At 44.1% G+C, this 17,337-nt stretch carries 20 protein-coding genes; 13 read left to right on the forward strand and 7 right to left on the reverse strand.

The window, feature by feature from the left end; genetic code table 11:
- Both znuC and MSG93_RS16860 read right to left on the reverse strand, forming a co-directional pair.
- Window positions 1–789 (reverse strand): zinc ABC transporter ATP-binding protein ZnuC, encoded by a 789-nt coding sequence (znuC, locus tag MSG93_RS16855; RefSeq protein WP_324622581.1) that lies wholly within the window; start codon window positions 787–789, stop codon window positions 1–3.
- Complete coding sequence (locus MSG93_RS16860) at window positions 762–1,259, reverse strand: transcriptional repressor (protein WP_005228375.1); 498 nt, start codon at window positions 1,257–1,259, stop codon at window positions 762–764. The genes znuC and MSG93_RS16860 overlap by 28 nt, the downstream gene beginning before the upstream one ends.
- A 220-nt stretch (window positions 1,260–1,479) precedes the next feature.
- On the opposite strand from MSG93_RS16860, the gene MSG93_RS16865 reads away from it, so the two are divergent.
- From MSG93_RS16865 to MSG93_RS16915, 11 genes are all read left to right on the forward strand, one after another.
- The gene (locus MSG93_RS16865; RefSeq protein WP_005281233.1) at window positions 1,480–2,319 is read left to right on the forward strand and encodes a metal ABC transporter substrate-binding protein; all 840 of its coding nucleotides are present in this window, start codon (window positions 1,480–1,482) and stop codon (window positions 2,317–2,319) included.
- A gap of 170 nt (window positions 2,320–2,489) precedes the next feature.
- Window positions 2,490–2,888 carry an ATP synthase subunit I gene (locus MSG93_RS16870; RefSeq protein ID WP_004773236.1) on the forward strand — a complete coding sequence of 133 codons (399 nt, stop codon included), beginning with the start codon at window positions 2,490–2,492 and terminating at the stop codon, window positions 2,886–2,888.
- Window positions 2,889–2,987: 99 nt separating this feature from the next.
- A complete protein-coding gene (atpB, locus tag MSG93_RS16875) occupies window positions 2,988–3,863 on the forward strand; it encodes a F0F1 ATP synthase subunit A (protein WP_004773235.1) in 876 nt (291 codons plus the stop codon).
- Between the two features lie 82 nt (window positions 3,864–3,945).
- Window positions 3,946–4,191 (forward strand): F0F1 ATP synthase subunit C, encoded by a 246-nt coding sequence (gene atpE, locus MSG93_RS16880; RefSeq protein ID WP_000424060.1) that lies wholly within the window; start codon window positions 3,946–3,948, stop codon window positions 4,189–4,191.
- 39 nt (window positions 4,192–4,230) lie between these two features.
- Window positions 4,231–4,701 carry a F0F1 ATP synthase subunit B gene (locus MSG93_RS16885; protein WP_005228377.1) on the forward strand — a complete coding sequence of 157 codons (471 nt, stop codon included), beginning with the start codon at window positions 4,231–4,233 and terminating at the stop codon, window positions 4,699–4,701.
- Between the two features lie 11 nt (window positions 4,702–4,712).
- Window positions 4,713–5,249: a F0F1 ATP synthase subunit delta gene (locus MSG93_RS16890; RefSeq protein ID WP_004773231.1), complete on the forward strand. Its 537-nt coding sequence runs from the start codon at window positions 4,713–4,715 to the stop codon at window positions 5,247–5,249.
- A gap of 42 nt (window positions 5,250–5,291) precedes the next feature.
- Window positions 5,292–6,836 carry a F0F1 ATP synthase subunit alpha gene (atpA, locus tag MSG93_RS16895; RefSeq protein WP_004773229.1) on the forward strand — a complete coding sequence of 515 codons (1,545 nt, stop codon included), beginning with the start codon at window positions 5,292–5,294 and terminating at the stop codon, window positions 6,834–6,836.
- Window positions 6,837–6,913: 77 nt separating this feature from the next.
- Window positions 6,914–7,783 carry a F0F1 ATP synthase subunit gamma gene (gene atpG / locus MSG93_RS16900; RefSeq protein WP_004773227.1) on the forward strand — a complete coding sequence of 290 codons (870 nt, stop codon included), beginning with the start codon at window positions 6,914–6,916 and terminating at the stop codon, window positions 7,781–7,783.
- 30 nt (window positions 7,784–7,813) lie between these two features.
- Window positions 7,814–9,208, forward strand: a complete 1,395-nt coding sequence (gene atpD / locus MSG93_RS16905) for a F0F1 ATP synthase subunit beta (protein WP_004656517.1) — start codon at window positions 7,814–7,816, stop codon at window positions 9,206–9,208.
- 28 nt (window positions 9,209–9,236) lie between these two features.
- Window positions 9,237–9,656 carry a F0F1 ATP synthase subunit epsilon gene (locus MSG93_RS16910; protein ID WP_005228378.1) on the forward strand — a complete coding sequence of 140 codons (420 nt, stop codon included), beginning with the start codon at window positions 9,237–9,239 and terminating at the stop codon, window positions 9,654–9,656.
- Window positions 9,657–9,788: 132 nt separating this feature from the next.
- The gene (locus MSG93_RS16915) at window positions 9,789–10,274 is read left to right on the forward strand and encodes a DUF2846 domain-containing protein (protein WP_150956757.1); all 486 of its coding nucleotides are present in this window, start codon (window positions 9,789–9,791) and stop codon (window positions 10,272–10,274) included.
- 60 nt (window positions 10,275–10,334) lie between these two features.
- Here MSG93_RS16915 and MSG93_RS16920 read toward each other — a convergent pair whose 3' ends face one another.
- From MSG93_RS16920 to MSG93_RS16940, 5 genes are all read right to left on the reverse strand, one after another.
- Complete coding sequence (locus MSG93_RS16920; RefSeq protein ID WP_324622615.1) at window positions 10,335–10,952, reverse strand: hypothetical protein; 618 nt, start codon at window positions 10,950–10,952, stop codon at window positions 10,335–10,337.
- A 173-nt stretch (window positions 10,953–11,125) separates the two neighbouring features.
- The gene (locus MSG93_RS16925; RefSeq protein ID WP_324622616.1) at window positions 11,126–11,671 is read right to left on the reverse strand and encodes a glutathione peroxidase; all 546 of its coding nucleotides are present in this window, start codon (window positions 11,669–11,671) and stop codon (window positions 11,126–11,128) included.
- A 118-nt stretch (window positions 11,672–11,789) separates the two neighbouring features.
- Entirely contained in the window at window positions 11,790–12,563 is a 774-nt protein-coding gene (locus MSG93_RS16930) for a helix-turn-helix transcriptional regulator (protein WP_324622618.1), read from the reverse strand.
- Window positions 12,564–12,579: 16 nt separating this feature from the next.
- Window positions 12,580–13,794 carry an MFS transporter gene (locus MSG93_RS16935; protein WP_324622619.1) on the reverse strand — a complete coding sequence of 405 codons (1,215 nt, stop codon included), beginning with the start codon at window positions 13,792–13,794 and terminating at the stop codon, window positions 12,580–12,582.
- A gap of 321 nt (window positions 13,795–14,115) precedes the next feature.
- Window positions 14,116–15,336: an MFS transporter gene (locus MSG93_RS16940; RefSeq protein WP_324622620.1), complete on the reverse strand. Its 1,221-nt coding sequence runs from the start codon at window positions 15,334–15,336 to the stop codon at window positions 14,116–14,118.
- 136 nt (window positions 15,337–15,472) lie between these two features.
- Here MSG93_RS16940 and MSG93_RS16945 point away from each other — a divergent pair, with 136 nt between their 5' ends.
- Both MSG93_RS16945 and MSG93_RS16950 read left to right on the forward strand, forming a co-directional pair.
- Entirely contained in the window at window positions 15,473–16,126 is a 654-nt protein-coding gene (locus tag MSG93_RS16945; RefSeq protein ID WP_165569319.1) for a TetR/AcrR family transcriptional regulator, read from the forward strand.
- A 104-nt stretch (window positions 16,127–16,230) separates the two neighbouring features.
- Window positions 16,231–17,151, forward strand: coding sequence for a DMT family transporter (locus MSG93_RS16950; RefSeq protein ID WP_324622638.1), 921 nt, complete (start codon window positions 16,231–16,233; stop codon window positions 17,149–17,151).
- Window positions 17,152–17,337 lie beyond the last annotated feature (186 nt).

Raw genomic sequence — 17,337 nt, forward strand, 5'->3', positions numbered from 1 at the left:
TTAGACCTTTGGCTCAGGGTGAATATGGGGGCGTGGATCATGTGAGCAGGGCTCGGCATGGTCGCTGTGTCCGCAGTGATTATGATGATGCTGATAGAACATCCGTTGAGTGCCAAAAATGGCCTGATACTCAGGGTGTTGCTGAATGCTTTCAGGTAAACCGCTACAGCAAATATGTTTATTCAGACACACCACACGATGCGTACCTTGCATAACCCACTGTAAATCATGCGACACCATCAAGACGGCACAGCCATAGCGTTCTGGCAGGCTGCGTACATATTCGTAGAGTTCCGCTTCGGACTGGATATCCAGACCTTGCATCGGTTCATCCAGTACCAGAATGTCAGGCTGACGTAATAGCGCCCGTGCCAGTAAAACCCGTTGCCGTTCGCCCCCAGAAAGCTGCTGTACTTTAGATGACTGTAATTTCAGGATACCCGTATCACGAATAATTTCTGCACGTAAATCTGCTTCGCAAATTTCCAGATCCAGTAAGTCCTGTACTCGTAAAGGCAGGCTGGCAGAAGGATTAAACTTTTGCGGAACGTAAGCCAGCTTTAATTTCTTTGAGAAATATATTTTGCCTTTGGTCGGCGACATGATCCCGAGTAGCACTTTAATTAAAGTTGATTTACCTGCGCCATTGGGACCGATCAGCGTCACAATTTCTTTTGGATGCAGTGAAAAATCGACATTTCTTAAAATATCCCGTTCATCACGTTGAACCGAGATACCCTCCAGTTGAATAAGTGGAGTGCTTACTGAAGTGTGCTGCACTGATGACATTTTCCAGAAATTTCAATAATGCTATGTTGAGCAGAAAACTGGTCTGAGGCAGCAAGTTGGTCCAGTTGTTGAATCAGTCCCTGCGCAGAAGCTTCTTTAACAGAATGGCATTCGGTGCAAATCAGAAATGCAGCCTGATGCCCTTCTCGCGGATGACAACAGGGAATATAGGCATTAATAGAGGTCAAACGGTGAATCAGACCTTTTTCCAATAAGAAGTCTAAAGTGCGGTATACCGTTGGCGGTGCAGCAGGACGGTCGGCCTGGCCTTTTATCTTGGCCAATAAGTCATAGGCACCCATTGGTGCAGAGGCATTCAAAATGAGTTCAAGCACTTCTTTACGCAAAGGTGTCAGGCGTGCGCCAACCGCAGTACATAAAATCTCTGCTTCAGCAAGTCGCGCTTTAATATCGTGATGACCGTGCACACCATGTAAAGCATTGTCATGTTCGTGTGAACAAGAACTCATAGATTGACCTCATTATTTTTGTAGAGCCTATTGATTCTTCACTGGCACCTAATGGCTCGCTGATGTCTCAATAGCCCTGTTATCATAACATGCAATTTAGGATAACTATCTATATAAGTGAAAGGCACGACGGATCGTGCGGCAAATCTGAAAATAGACATAGGTATTTTACAACTTTTGTTATATTATAACATGCTTCGCCAAACTGAGTAATCTTGTGATGTCCCGCCTAATCGTTCTCGTCTTGTTTTCAATGTTAAGCACATGGGGCTGGACACAAAGCTTGGTGGTTTCAACACATCCCATTTACCTGATTGCAAAAGAAGTTACAGAAGGGGTAGAAGAGCCAGTTCTTCTGCTAAAAGACCAAAGTGGTCACGATGTACAACTGACCCCGGCGCACCGTAAAGCAATTCAGGATGCCTCTTTGGTGATCTGGCTTGGCAAGTCTCACGAAGCACCACTGGAAAAGATGTTGAGTCACAACCGTAAGGCGATTGCCTTGCTGGACTCGGGGATCTTGACAGTGTTGCCGCAACGTAACCTACGTGGCGCATCATTGGCCAATACCGTAGATAGCCATGTCTGGTTAGAGCCGAACAATGCAGTGCGGATCGCTTTCTTTATCGCGACCTTGCGTTCACAGCAAAATCCGGAAAATAAAGCCAGATATATGGCCAACGCCAAAGCATTCTCACAGCAGATGCTGCAGGCATCACAACAATATGAAAGCTCAAGCAAGGCCAAAAGCTACTGGTCTTATCATGATGCCTATCAATATCTGGAAAGAGCGTTAAATCTGAAATTTGCAGGGGCTTTGACCGATGATCCGCATATTGCACCGACCGCAGCGCAAATTAAGTACTTAAGAGACAATCGTCCGCAGAATAAAATGTGCTTATTGGCCGAAACGACAGCAAGTTCGAGTCAGTACCAAAAAATGAACCCGGTAGTTTTCCAGTCCGTGGATGAAAGCATGCGCGGTGAGGACAATTTTGTAACAGCGTGGAAAAAATTGGCTTCAAAAACCGATAAATGCGTAATAAGTGCACAAAATTGATGAAAAAAATAAAAATCAATTGACTCTAGCGTCAAAAAATATGGTAACGAAAAAACCAGACTTAAGTCGAGAAAAGATTGCATGTTCAGGGGTGTAACTCTATAATGCCTGCGATTCGAAACGATCATGATTAAAACTTGTCAAGCAGTTCTGCTGTAAGTGGGTAAAAAATGAGCCAAACTAGTCGCATGATTGACCGACGATTAGCAAAAGCTTTGGTCTTCTTACAAGCATGTATGATTCCCGTTGCCGCTTTGCTGGCATGGGCAATGAAAGACACAACTGCTGCTTTGAGTGCTGCGCTTGGGGCTTTGGTATGTTGGTTGGCACATTGTTATTTTGCTTGGCAGTCGTTTAGAACGGCAGGCGCAAGAGCATCAAAACAAGTCATGCTGAATATGTACCGAGGGATGCTCGGTAAGTTTGCGATTGTGATCGTGGGTTTTATATTAATTTTGAGCAATGTTAAACCGCTGTCACCGGTTGCATTGTTTTGTGGATTTATTCTCGTACAAGCGATGTCGTGGGTCGCGCCATTTTGGGTGGCGCGTCTACAAAAGCGAGTGTAAGACACATTTTAAGATTTTTGGAAGTAGAAGCGGAATCATTGCCATCCGCACGATTCGTTTCTCTTCTTTTTAATGATTGACATTGACCAGGTGTGATTTATGGCTGCTGAAGAACATGCCCTGACTTCGACCGAGTATATCAAGCATCACTTGACCAATATGACCTATGGCAAAATGCCTGACGGTACATGGAAATTGGCTGAGACTGCTGAAGAAGCTCAATCGATGGGGTTCACTGCAATTCACTTGGATTCAATGGGTTGGTCTATCGGACTTGGTGTTATTTTCTGTTTGATGTTCTGGATTGTTGCAAAAGCTGCTAACGCAGGTGTGCCAACAAAATTCCAGTCAGCAATCGAAATGATTATCGAGTTTGTTGACTCAAGTGTTCGTGATACTTTCCACGGCAAATCACGCTTAATTGCGCCATTGGCATTAACCATTTTCGTGTGGATTTTCCTCATGAACTTAATGGACTTAATCCCGGTTGACTGGGTTCCTTACCTAGCTCAACAAATTGGTGCAAGTGTGTTTGGTATGGACCCTCACCACGTGTATTTCAAGATTGTTCCATCTACTGACCCTAACATTACTTTAGGTATGTCTTTGTCAGTATTTGCCTTGATCTTGTTCTACAGTATTCGTGAGAAAGGGATCGGCGGTTTCGTCGGTGAATTGGCACTTAACCCATTCAACCCAAGTAACAAATTTGCAAAAGCGTTATTGATTCCAGTGAACTTAGTTTTGGAATTAGTAACTTTCCTTGCTCGTCCAGTTTCGTTGGCTCTACGACTGTTCGGTAACATGTATGCGGGTGAGTTGATCTTCATCTTGATCGCATTATTACCGTTCTGGATCCAGTGGGCGTTATCTGTGCCTTGGGCTATCTTCCACATTCTCGTAATCACGCTGCAAGCATTTATCTTTATGATGCTGACCATCGTTTACTTGAGCATGGCAAGCGAAAAGCATTAATGGTATTGCCTAACTGTCACCTGATGGTTGGGCTTAAATTTTAGTTTAATTTGGTAATAACCTAACCTCTGAGGAATTTTTCATGGAACTCACTTTAGGTCTAGTTGCAATTGCATCTGCTATCTTGATCGCTTTCGGTGCTTTAGGTACTGCGATTGGTTTCGGTCTTTTAGGTGGTCGCTTCTTAGAAGCTGTTGCTCGTCAACCAGAATTGGCTCCACAACTTCAAACTCGTATGTTCTTAATCGCGGGTCTTCTTGATGCTGTGCCTATGATCGGTGTTGGTATTGGCTTGTTCTTCATCTTCGCTAATCCATTTGTAGGTTAATAGCTTAATTCCTAAATCCACATATTGAGGAATAGCGAAATGAATATCAACCTCACATTGATTGGCCAAGCGATTGCATTTGCGTTCTTTGTCGCATTCTGCATGAAGTTTGTTTGGCCACCACTAATCAATGCGATTAGTGAGCGTCAGCGTAAAATCGCTGATGGCTTAAATGCTGCTGAAAAAGCTAAAGCTGACCTTGCTGATGCGCAAGCACAAGTTAAGGCAGAGTTAGACGCAGCAAAAGCACAAGCGGCTCAATTGATCGAACAAGCGAACCGTCGTGCAGCACAATTGATCGAAGAAGCGCGTACCCAGGCATCTGCTGAAGGTGAGCGTATCCGTCAACAGGCGAAAGAAACTGTTGATCAGGACATCAATTCTGCTCGCGAAGAATTACGTCAACAAGTTGCTGCTTTGGCAGTTGCTGGCGCAGAAAAAATTCTGAACCAACAAGTTGACGCAGAAGCTCATAATGCCATGCTGAATCAGCTGGCTGCTAAACTTTAAGCGAGGCGAATATGGCTGAACTCTTGACGTTAGCACGCCCGTACGCCAAAGCAGCATTTGCTTATGCATCTGAGCAGAATGCAACTGACGCTTGGTCAAATGCGTTACAACTGCTCGGTGCTGCGGTGCAAGACGAAGCATTTTCCGCTTATTTAAATCGCCCTGAGCTGACTCCTGCGGAACAAGTAGGTCTTTTTGCAAAGGTTTTAGGTGAAGATCAATCACAATCAGTGTCTAACTTTTTGACATTGCTTGCGGATAACGATCGTTTGGTTTTATTGCCTGAAATCGCTGCAGAATACGAATTACTTAAATCGCAGAACAACAACACATTGGAAGTAGAGATTGAATCTGCTTTCCCAATGGATGCGACACAAGAGCACATTTTGGCTCATGCGCTTGAAAAACGTTTTAACAGAACCGTTCAGGTCACTGTTAACGTTAATCCGGCGCTCATCGCAGGTGTTGTGATTCGTGCAGGCGACCAAGTGATAGATGACTCTGCGCTTAACAAGCTTGAAAAAATGCGGACTCGTCTTCTTGCCTAACAGCAAAAAGACTGAACTTAAAAAAGATTGAGGAATAGCGCAATGCAACAACTGAATCCATCCGAGATCAGTGCGCTCATTAAACAGCGTATCGGCGATCTGGACACCAGCGCGACCGCTAAGAATGAAGGTACCATCGTCATGGTATCTGACGGTATCGTGCGTATTCACGGTCTTGCGGATGCAATGTACGGTGAAATGATCGAATTCGACGGCGGCTTATTTGGTATGGCACTGAACCTAGAACAGGATTCAGTGGGTGCCGTTGTTTTAGGTAACTACCTAAGCCTGCAAGAAGGTCAAAAAGCTCGTTGTACAGGTCGTGTATTAGAAGTTCCGGTTGGTCCTGAACTTCTTGGCCGTGTCGTAGACGCTTTGGGTAACCCGATTGATGGTAAAGGCCCTATTGATGCAAAACTTACTGATGCTGTTGAAAAAGTAGCACCAGGTGTAATTTGGCGTCAGTCTGTCGACGAACCTGTTCAAACTGGTTATAAATCAGTTGATACCATGATCCCTGTAGGTCGTGGTCAGCGTGAGTTGATTATTGGTGACCGTCAAACTGGTAAAACAGCAATGGCGATCGATGCGATCATCGCTCAGAAAAACTCTGGCATTAAATGTGTATACGTTGCGATTGGTCAAAAACAATCAACAATTGCAAACGTGGTACGCAAGCTAGAAGAAACTGGCGCTATGGCGTATACCACTGTTGTCGCAGCTGCGGCCGCTGATCCTGCAGCAATGCAGTATTTGGCTCCGTACTCTGGCTGTACAATGGGTGAATACTTCCGTGATCGTGGTGAAGACGCGTTAATCATTTATGATGATTTGTCTAAGCAAGCTGTTGCTTACCGTCAAATTTCATTACTTTTACGTCGTCCACCAGGTCGTGAAGCGTATCCAGGTGACGTATTCTATCTTCACTCGCGTCTTCTTGAACGTGCTTCGCGCGTTTCAGCTGATTATGTTGAGAAATTCACGAACGGTGCAGTAACTGGTCAAACTGGTTCTTTAACTGCATTACCGATCATTGAAACTCAAGCTGGTGACGTATCTGCATTCGTACCAACGAACGTAATTTCGATTACTGACGGTCAGATCTTCCTAGAAACATCATTATTCAACGCAGGTATTCGTCCTGCTGTGAACGCGGGTATCTCGGTATCTCGTGTTGGTGGTTCTGCGCAAACCAAGATCATCAAGAAATTGTCAGGTGGTATCCGTACCGCTCTAGCGCAATACCGTGAATTGGCTGCGTTTGCTCAGTTTGCTTCTGATCTTGACGAAGCAACGCGTAAGCAACTTGAGCATGGTCAACGTGTAACTGAGTTAATGAAGCAAAAACAATATGCTCCTTACTCAATCGCTGACCAGGCTGTATCTGTTTATGCATCTAACGAAGGCTATATGGCTGACGTAGAAGTGAAGAAAATCGTAGACTTTGATGCTGCGTTAATCTCTTACTTCCGTTCTGAATATGCTGCGTTAATGCAACAGATCGATGAAACTGGTGATTACAACAAAGACATCGAAGCAGCAATCAAATCAGGTATTGAGAGCTTCAAAGCGACTCAAACTTACTAAGTTTATCTTTAGTTAAGTTTGGTTCACGGATCAACCTTCGGAAGCTCGAAAGAGCTTTCGACTACTAGGTTAAGCGTATGGCAAATTTAAAAGAAATTCGCGCCAAAGTAGCTAGTATCAAGAGCACGCAAAAGATTACTCGCGCGATGCAAATGGTAGCTGCTTCGAAAATGCGTCGTGCGCAAGAGCGCATGGCTCAGGGCCGTCCGTATGCCGATAATATGCGCCGTGTAATTGCTCACTTGGTCCAAGCAAACCCTGAATACAAACACCGTTATATGGTTGAACGCCCGGTTAAGCGCGTTGGCTATATCGTGGTGTCTTCAGATCGTGGCTTGGCGGGTGGCTTGAACATTAACTTGTTCAAGAAAGTTGTGCAGCATGTCAAAGCACAACAACAGCAGTCAATTGAAGTTGAATTTGCTTTGATTGGTCAAAAAGCGGTTTCGTTTTTTAAGAATTACGGCGGTAAAGTGCTTGGTGCAACCACCCAACTTGGCGATGCGCCGAGTTTGGAACAGTTAACAGGCTCAGTACAGGTAATGCTTGATGCATTTGATAAAGGCGAACTAGATCGTATCTATCTCGTTTCAAATGGCTTCATCAATGCAATGACTCAGCAGCCTAAAGTAGAACAACTTGTTCCTTTAGCACCGGCAGAAGAAGGCGATGACCTCAACCGTACTTATGGTTGGGACTATATCTACGAACCAGAAGCAGAAGAATTGTTAAATGGTTTGTTGGTTCGCTATATCGAGTCTATGGTTTATCAAGGTGTGATTGAAAACGTTGCATGTGAGCAGTCAGCTCGTATGGTCGCGATGAAAGCAGCGACAGACAACGCAGGACAACTGATTAAAGACCTACAACTCATTTACAACAAGCTGCGTCAAGCCGCGATTACTCAGGAAATTTCCGAGATCGTTGGCGGTGCCGCTGCCGTTTAACATTATTAAGTTTGAATTGAGGAGACAGCAATGAGTAGCGGTCGTATCATTCAGATCATCGGCGCGGTTATCGACGTCGAGTTTGAGCGCAATAGCGTTCCTAAGATCTATGACGCTCTCCAAGTTGACGGTACTGAAACTACTTTAGAAGTTCAGCAACAGCTTGGCGATGGTGTTGTTCGTACCATCGCAATGGGTTCTACAGAAGGTCTTAAACGTGGCCTTAATGTAACTAGCACAAATGCACCGATTTCTGTTCCAGTAGGTCCAGCGACTCTTGGTCGTATCATGGACGTATTGGGTCGCCCAATTGATGAAGCAGGTCCTGTAGCGACTGAAGAGCGTTTGCCGATTCACCGTCAAGCACCTTCTTATGCTGAACAAGCAGCTTCGACTGACCTTTTAGAAACTGGTATTAAAGTCATCGACTTACTTTGCCCGTTTGCGAAAGGTGGTAAAGTTGGTCTGTTCGGTGGTGCCGGTGTTGGTAAAACCGTTAACATGATGGAGTTGATCAACAACATCGCGAAAGCTCACTCAGGTTTATCTGTGTTTGCTGGTGTTGGTGAGCGTACTCGTGAAGGTAACGACTTCTATCACGAAATGAAAGATTCTAACGTTCTTGACAAAGTAGCAATGGTCTACGGTCAGATGAACGAGCCACCAGGTAACCGTTTACGCGTAGCGTTAACTGGTTTGACCATGGCTGAATACTTCCGTGATCAAAAAGACGAAAATGGTAAAGGTCGTGACGTATTATTATTCGTCGACAACATCTACCGTTATACACTTGCGGGTACTGAAGTATCAGCATTGTTAGGTCGTATGCCATCTGCAGTAGGTTACCAACCGACACTTGCAGAGGAAATGGGCGTTCTTCAAGAGCGTATTACGTCGACTAAATCTGGTTCGATCACATCGATCCAGGCAGTATACGTACCTGCCGATGACTTAACAGATCCATCGCCTGCAACAACGTTTGCTCACTTGGATGCTACCGTTGTATTGAGCCGTGACATCGCATCTTCTGGTATTTACCCAGCGATCGATCCACTTGACTCAACTTCACGTCAGTTAGACCCGTTAGTGGTTGGTGCTGAGCATTATGAAATTGCACGTTCTGTACAGAACGTATTGCAACGTTATAAAGAGCTTAAAGACATCATCGCAATCTTGGGTATGGACGAGTTAGCAGAAGAAGATAAATTGGTTGTTTACCGTGCGCGTAAAATCCAACGTTTCTTCTCTCAACCGTTCCACGTCGCTGAAGTCTTTACGGGTGCACCTGGTAAATTAGTACCACTTAAAGAAACGATTCGTGGCTTTAAAGGTCTATTAGCTGGTGAATACGATCACATCCCAGAACAAGCGTTCTATATGGTTGGTGGTATTGACGAAGTGATTGCTAAAGCCGAGAAACTTTAATTAGCAACTCTAATTTAAGGAGATTCTCATGGCGACGATGCAATGTGATGTTGTAAGTGTTAAAGAGTCGATTTACTCTGGACAAGTTACGATGTTAATCGCAAAAGGTGCGGGCGGTGAGCTTGGTATTTTACCAGGACATGCGCCACTCGTAACTTTGCTCCAACCGGGCCCGATTCGTGTTCAGTTGGAAAATGGTACAGAAGAAATCGTTTATGTATCAGGCGGTGTGTTAGAAGTTCAACCTCACGTTGTGACCGTGCTTGCAGATACTGCAATTCGCGCTGACAACTTGGATGAAGCGGCAATTATGGAAGCTCGTAAACAAGCTGAACAATTGCTAGCCAACCAAAAGAGTGATTTGGATTCTGCTGCTGCGCTTGCTTCGCTTGCAGAAACTGCAGCTCAGCTTGAAACGATTCGTAAAATCAAAAACCGCGCACTTTAATTATTGCTGGTTAGAGATTAAAAAAAGCCACCGTCAGGTGGCTTTTTTTATTTTCAAGGTATTGAATAATTATAAATTTTCTATAAATTACCAAGCATATTTAGAATTATTAAACCAAAGAGTAAAATCATCATGAAAATGATAAAAAGTCTTCCATTCTTGATTGTTGCGGGTTTTGTCGGGTGTGCATCGGTACCACCAGCGAACGATCAACTGAATGAACAAGCCAAGAAGCTTGCAGCGCCTTCAGAGGGCAAATCAGCAATTTATGTTTATCGTTCAAATAGTATTGTCGGTGCGGCGCTCAAGAAAGATGTATGGGTGGATGGGGAATGTTTAGGTGAAACTGCTCGTGGTACATTTTTCTTAAAGGAAGTTTTAGGAAATCAAGAGCATACAATTTCGACTGAATCAGAATTTTCACCAAATCATTTAGTATTGAAAACAGAAGCAGGTAAAAATTATTTTGTTCAGCAATTTATGAAACCTGGCGTAATGGTTGGTGGAGCAAATTTAAAACAAGTCGATGCCTTAACAGGTGAAAAAGCGGTGAGTGAATATAAACTTGCCCAAGCGGGTAAGTGTAGTAAAGCAACGATCACGCTGGATAAAAAGTAAAAATAAAGCCACCGTCAGGTGGCTTTTTTATGCTGCATCGAAAATTAAAATAAATATAGTTTAAGCGTTTGAAGCATCTTTATTGCCGAGTACCAAGGTTGCCAGTTTCACCATATCCATTTGAATGGTATTGAACTGTTTCTCGATCTTGGCAAAATCAATTTTGGAAAGATCGGTTTGACCATGCAATAACGGCATATTGAGCAGTTGCTGATTTGCACTCAATAAACTTTGGCGGATCTGATCGACTTCATTACTTTTCAAATTTAACGATAATAAAGCGTCATGTAAGCCATGCAGTTCCTGGTTTAAATCGCCTGTTGTATGCTGTAATTTTTGAACATTTTTATCCTGAATCGCTTGTTCAAGATTGCTTTGCGATTGCTTGAGCAGGGTGACATAGTCATCAGTTTCAATTTGCAACTTGGCCATATCGCGGGCGATATTCAGCATATTACCCTTGCTCAGGTTTTGGGTGTCCTGAGCAATGCTTGCTTCACGTTCTGTATTTTCAGAAGTTGTTATTGTTTGTTCAATCTCAGTGTTTTGCTCAGCTTGCTCATTGTCATGAGGGACCTGATCGCAACCTGTCAGTGTGAATAGGCTCACTGTCAGTGTGAATAGGCTCACCAAGGTGGTTACTGAGAGAATGGCTTTGATAGAGAAACGTTCCATCATGGCTGAACTACACCAGATTATGAGAAGAGCGTCACTATAATGAGAAAATGTGGAGAAAAAAGTGATTTTTGCAATTCATCAACAGTTTAATCTAAGAAAATAATAGAAGGAACTGTCTAGGAAGTTAAAAGAAAAGAATAGATAAACTATTCTTTTCTCTATATTTTTAATGCTTATTTTGCTAGTTCAGCTTCAATCGCGCTCACAATGCGTTCGTCGTCAGCAGTGATATCAGGTGCAAAACGGGCAACCACATCACCCTTCTTATTGATGAGGAATTTTTCAAAATTCCATAATACTTCAGGTGGGTTGTTTGGTGTTAAGCCGTAATCAACCAGATCTTTCCACCAAGGGCCTTCACCTGTACGCTCAGGAATGGCTTGGGTCAAGGTTTGATATAAAGCATGCTTATCATCACCCGCAACCGAAATTTTGGCGAAAAGTGGGAAATGCACGTCATAATTTAGTGAACAGAATTGCTGAATTTCCTCATTGCTGCCCGGTTCCTGTTCCAGAAAGTTGTTGGCAGGGAAGCCAAGAATTTCCAGACCTTGATCTTTCTTGGCCTGATAAAGTTTTTCCAAGCCTTCGTACTGCGGGGTTAAGCCGCATTTAGATGCGACATTGACGATCAAGAGCACTTTACCTTGATATTGATCAAGATCAACATCCTGACCTTTAATGTCCTTAACAGGGATGTGATAAACCGACTGACTCATGAGATAGGTCCTAATTTGTTGTTGTGACAATACCCGTTTGTTTTAACTGCTATTGCTGCAGAGTGCAATGCTCTTGATATGAATCCATACAAATAATCAGAAAAACCAAGCCTTTATTTTAGAGGGAAGCATTCTTTAGCTGAATCGGGGTTTGTCCAGTATAGCGTTTAAAGAACTCAATAAAGCTGGAACTGTGATGATAACCCAAAGCAAAAGCCAACTGTTTAATGGTCATCCCTTGGCGGATCTGATTGATCGCAAAAATGATCTTTGCCCGATTACGCCATTCTGATAATGACAGTTGCAGCTCTTGCTGGCTGAGACGGAGTATATGACGCTCACTGACCGCAAAATTTCCTAAGATTTTCTGCAGGCTGAGTTGAAATAAAGCTGGATCTGACAGTTGCTCCAGAATTGGGGCGAGAACGGGATGGGTACTTTGCGGAAGATAATGCGAATAAGCAGGGGCCTGTTTGAGTTGATCATATAAAACTTGCAGCAGGTGCTCCAGATACTCGGGTGCAGCAGCCAGTTTTTGCTGTTCCAGAATATGAATCACCAGCGCACGGAAAAAAGGTTCAATACTAAAACAGCGGCAAACATCACCTAAAAAAGCGCCGAGCCGCGGATGTAATCGAATACAGATATAGTGAATTTCATGCTCGACGGGCAGCGACTGATGCTCGGTACGTGGTGGCAGCCATAATCCATAGCTGGGTGGAGACAAGTAATATTGCCCTTCAATATCAAACTCTAAAGTTCCGTTTAAACTAAAGTTAAAATCTCCCCAGATGGAAGAATGCGGGCTGACAATATCATCTTTTTGATATAGAAATTCATGGACTTCTATATCACGTAACAAGGGAAATTGTTCAGCAACATTCTGCTTCATCCGGAGGGACTCACTATTAGTTTTCACATGTCATTTTAGGATTATTTAAGCCTTTGGCTAAAGTAAAGATACTGATCAATGCCAGGGCCACAAAGCTGATGACGCCATAAATCAGGATATTTTCATTGAAATGGTCGACCACATAACCGCCGAGTAAGGAACCGGTCGCAATCATGACCTGAAACATGCCGACAAACAAAGGCATGCCTTTTTCTACCGCATGCGGGGCATGCACAAACATCCAGATATTGGCTGAGGTAGGGAAAGCACCGAAGGCAAAGCCCCACAGTGCGGTTAATACAATCGCACCAAACTCATGAACCGCAAAGATCGGGAAGCCAAAGAACACAATCGCAAAACAGATCCCGACAAAGGCCAGGGTATAGCGTACATTCAGGTTACCACTATAGCCTGCAAATGCATTGCCGAAAATACCTGCAATTCCATAAAGTAATAACAGCGAGCTGATGGTGGTACCGTTAAAGCCTGCAATGTTTTTAAAGAAGGGTGCCAGATAGCTATACGCACAAAAATGCGCGAGACCAATCAGTAATACGATTAACATGCCACTACGGGCTTTTGGTGTGCGCAATAACGCAGGTAAATCACGGAAATGAATGGCAGACTCAGGTTTCAGTTCAGGCAAGCAAATCAGCTGGACCACCAATACAATCAAACCAATAGCAGCAGTAATACCGAATGCACTGCGCCAGCCATAAAACTCGCTGAGCCAGGTGCCGATCGGAACACCAAGCACAGTGGCAAAAGTTACGCCTGCCATGACGATGGCAGTGGCTTTAGCGATGGGTAAATGAGGCGGTGCCAGTTTACCGCTTAAAGCAATCGCAGTTGCCCAGAAACCACCAATCGAAATGCCTAACACCAAACGGCTTAACAGCAGCACATGAAAGCTCTCTGCAAAGGCGGTAATGGTATTGGCAATCACCATGATTGCGGTGAGCAAGATCAATACATAGCGTCGATCGAGCTGTTTTACCGATACGGGTAACAGTGGTGCTGCAATCGCAGCCATCACCCCGGGAAGGGTAATGATCAGACCTGCTGTACCGACTGAGATCTGCAGGTCGGCTGCGACACTATTGAGTACGCCGACAGGTAAAAATTCGCTAGTGACCAATGCAAAGGCCGCAATGGCAACAGCCAAAATGGCGTACCAGCTTCCTTGTGTGGTTTGCGTGGGCTGCTCGTCTGATGAGATGGATGCTTGCATGGGATTTTCCTGATTTGTCAGCACAAGGACAAAAGCTAATGATGAAATTTTATTTTATAACGATCGTTATTAAATAAAATAAAGAATAAAACAGAATCCGTCAATTAATTTTATAGTGATCGTTATGAAAATATCTGGGCCACTTATGCAAATTGTGCATGAGCTGCCATAATACCTACGCAGGAGATGATTCAAGAAAAATACAGTCGCCCTGAATCATGGGAGTGGGCGAACTGTAAAAGAGGAAAAGCAAATTTCTGGGTTGTTCTCACAGATCAAACAGAAGTCGTTTAATTTTCTGTTTGACCTGTAGCTTAAGGATTAATTTTTATAAATGACTTTGGGATTATTTAAGCCCCGTGCCAGTGTAAAGATCAGCACGAGCGAACAAAGTACCAGTGGAAGCATGGCAAAAAATAAGATGGTGCCATCAAAATGGTCAACAATCAGGCCACCGAACATGCTGCCCAGCGCAATCAGGATTAAAAAGGTTAAAGTCACCATCGGCATGCCTTTTTCAACCGCTTCGGGTGCATGGGTAAACATCCAGATATTCACCGCAGTTGGAATGATCCCGTAGGCGAAGCCCCATAAAGCCGTTAATACAATCGCAAGCATGACATTTGCTCCGACTAGCGGAAGGGCTAAAAATGCCAGCAAGAACGCAGCGCCACTGACTGCAAAGGCATAACGGATATTGATCTGGCCGAGGTAGCCTGCAAAAACATTCCCGAAAATTCCCGCAATGCCATAGACCAGCAGTAAACGGCTAATCAGGCTATCCGAAAAATCGAGCTCATGTTTAAAGAAGGCTGAAAAGTAGCTATACGCAGCAAAATGCGCAAAGCCCATAAATAGAAAAATGATCAGGCCTTTACGGGCGGCAGGGTGTTGCAGCAGAATCGGCAGTTCTTTCCAGCGCAAAGATGAAGACGGTTTGAGTTGAGGCAGATAAAGGTATTGGAAGATCAAAAGCAGGACACCCATAAGGGAAATCGCCGTGAAAGAGGTTTGCCAGCCATTATATTGAGCCAGCCATGTCCCCATCGGTACCCCTAATACGCTGGCTAAGGTCACCCCGAAAGCCACCCAGGCAGTCGCTTTGGCAATAGGTAAATGCGGTGGTGCCAGTCGACCGCTTAATGCCACGGCTGTTGCCCAGAAGCCTCCCACCGCCACACCCAGGATGATACGCCCGAACAATAAAATCATGAAATTAGGTGCAAATGCAGTCAGCAGATTGGCAATGATCATCAACAGAGTAAGCATCAACAGCAAGGTACGCCGATCTAGTGTCTTCGCCGAAACTGGAATCAGTACCGCAGCAAACATGCCGACGATTGCAGTTAAAGAAACGGTAAGACCAGCTGTTCCAACCGAAATCTGAAAGTCACGTGCAATGTCATTGAGGACACCAATGGCCAGGAATTCACCTGTCACCAAGGCAAATGCGCTAAAGGTGACGGAAAGTAAGGCAAACCAGTTCCCTTGAGATGGATTGGATTCAAGTGCACTGAGGTCTGCCGGAGTGGAGTTTTCCATAATAATTCCCTTTATTGTTATAGGGATAACAATAAAATTGAAAAAACATTAGTTTTTATAACGATCGATATAAAATAAAATAGTTGATTAAAGTTGAGTCGTCAATTAATTTAATAGTGATCGTTATGAAATATTTGTGACAGCTATGACCAATGCACATGAGCCAACAGTAGCACCCTGTGATGACAGCTTGAAAAAAAAGCGTGGTCGTCCGAAGTGTTTTGACGAACAGCAGGCGCTGGAAAAAGCGATGTTATTGTTCTGGGCGCATGGCTATGAAGCGACCTCGATCAGTGATTTGACTCAGGCTCTGGAACTGACTGCGCCGAGTCTATACAGTAGTTTTGGTGATAAAGCCGGGCTGTTTTATAAATGCATTGATTATTATCTGGCCCATGAAGCCTGTCCGATTGTTCCTATTTTTTTAGAAGCCAAAACCGCCAAAGTTGCATTTGAGCTATATCTATATGACAACGTCAAGCGTTTGGCGCAACCCAATAAACCTGCAGGTTGTATGCTGGTGGTGGCGACCATGAACTGCTCGGATAATGCGCAGGCAGTGCAACACAATATTCTGGAAAAACGTTTACAGACCAAGCAAAAACTGTTGGAGCGTTTAGAGCAGGGGGTTGCGGATGGTGATCTGGCGGCAACCGCGCCTTTACAGGAAATGACCGACTTCTATGCAACGGTTGTGCAGGGGCTAACCATTCAGGCTCGAGATGGGGCAACGGTTGAGCAGCTGCATAAAGTGGTGGAGCATGCGATGCGAGCCTGGGAGCTGTTCTAGGCAGCAATGTCGTGAGCGCGATATAAATGTCTGAAATACGATATTTCAATTATTTTGGACATCTACCACAATACATCCATTGCTGAGATATTGTGAGAAAAATGATGGGTCAGTTTACCAAATACCAAAAATGGGCATTTGTATTGCCTTTGATTGCGGTGTTGATCTGGTCACTTAACATCGCGGTAACGCGCTACGTGGCCGATTATATTTCACCGGTCAGTATCAGTTTTTATCGCTGGTTTGTGGCCTTCCTGATCTTGACACCATTTATGTTGCCCAAGGTTTGGAAGCAACGTGCTTTGATCCGCCCCTTCATCCCCAAGCTGGCGGTACTCAGTGCATTTGGTATGGTGCTCTATCAAGGTTTGTCTTATACCGCAGCACATTATACCACCGCGACCAATATGGGCATTGTGAATGCCTTTGTGCCTATTTTTACTATTTTTATCTCCTATCTCATTTTAAAAGATGCACCGAATCGCTATGCAATTTTCGGCAGTTTACTGTCTTTTGCCGGTCTGATTTATGTGATGAGCCAGGGCCGTATTGCCAGCCTGTTTGAGCAGGGCGGTCACTGGGGCGATGCCGTCATGGTCTTGGCGGTAGGATTTTATGCTTTCTATGGGGTATTTCTGAAAAAATGGCAAGTGCAGCTGCCATTGATGACCAGTCTCTATGTACAGATTGCTTTTGCTTTGTTGTATCACGTCCCATTTTTACTGTGGCTGGGGCTAGATGGCATCAATGCTGACAATGCCGCCAGCGTGCTCTATGCCGGTGTGTTCCCGTCATTAATCGCACCGTTATTGTGGATGGTTGCTGTGCAGGCGATCGGGCCAAACCGGACCAGTATTTTTATGAACCTGATGCCGGTATTTACTGCCATTATTGCCAGTCTGTGGCTGTCGGAACACTGGACCATTTATCATACCATTGGTGGTGTGATGATTCTGGTGGGCATTATCATGGCACAGAAGAAAACCGTAAAAGCTTCGGTGAAATTGGCAGAGTCAGCGTCGTAAAGATGAATTTAAAAGGTGCTTTTGTTTAAAAAATAAACAAACGCACCAATTTATTTTTTAAATGATTGTTCTTTGTATCTGATTTGCAACTATATTTTCAAAGATCAGCGAAGTTTATGCTCAAAAAAAGCTGAATAAAAATAAAAATATAATTTTATTAAAAAGGCGAAAGTGACAAAAAAGGTA

This window comes from Acinetobacter sp. IK40, from assembly GCF_035615075.1.
GTDB lineage: Bacteria > Pseudomonadota > Gammaproteobacteria > Pseudomonadales > Moraxellaceae > Acinetobacter > Acinetobacter courvalinii.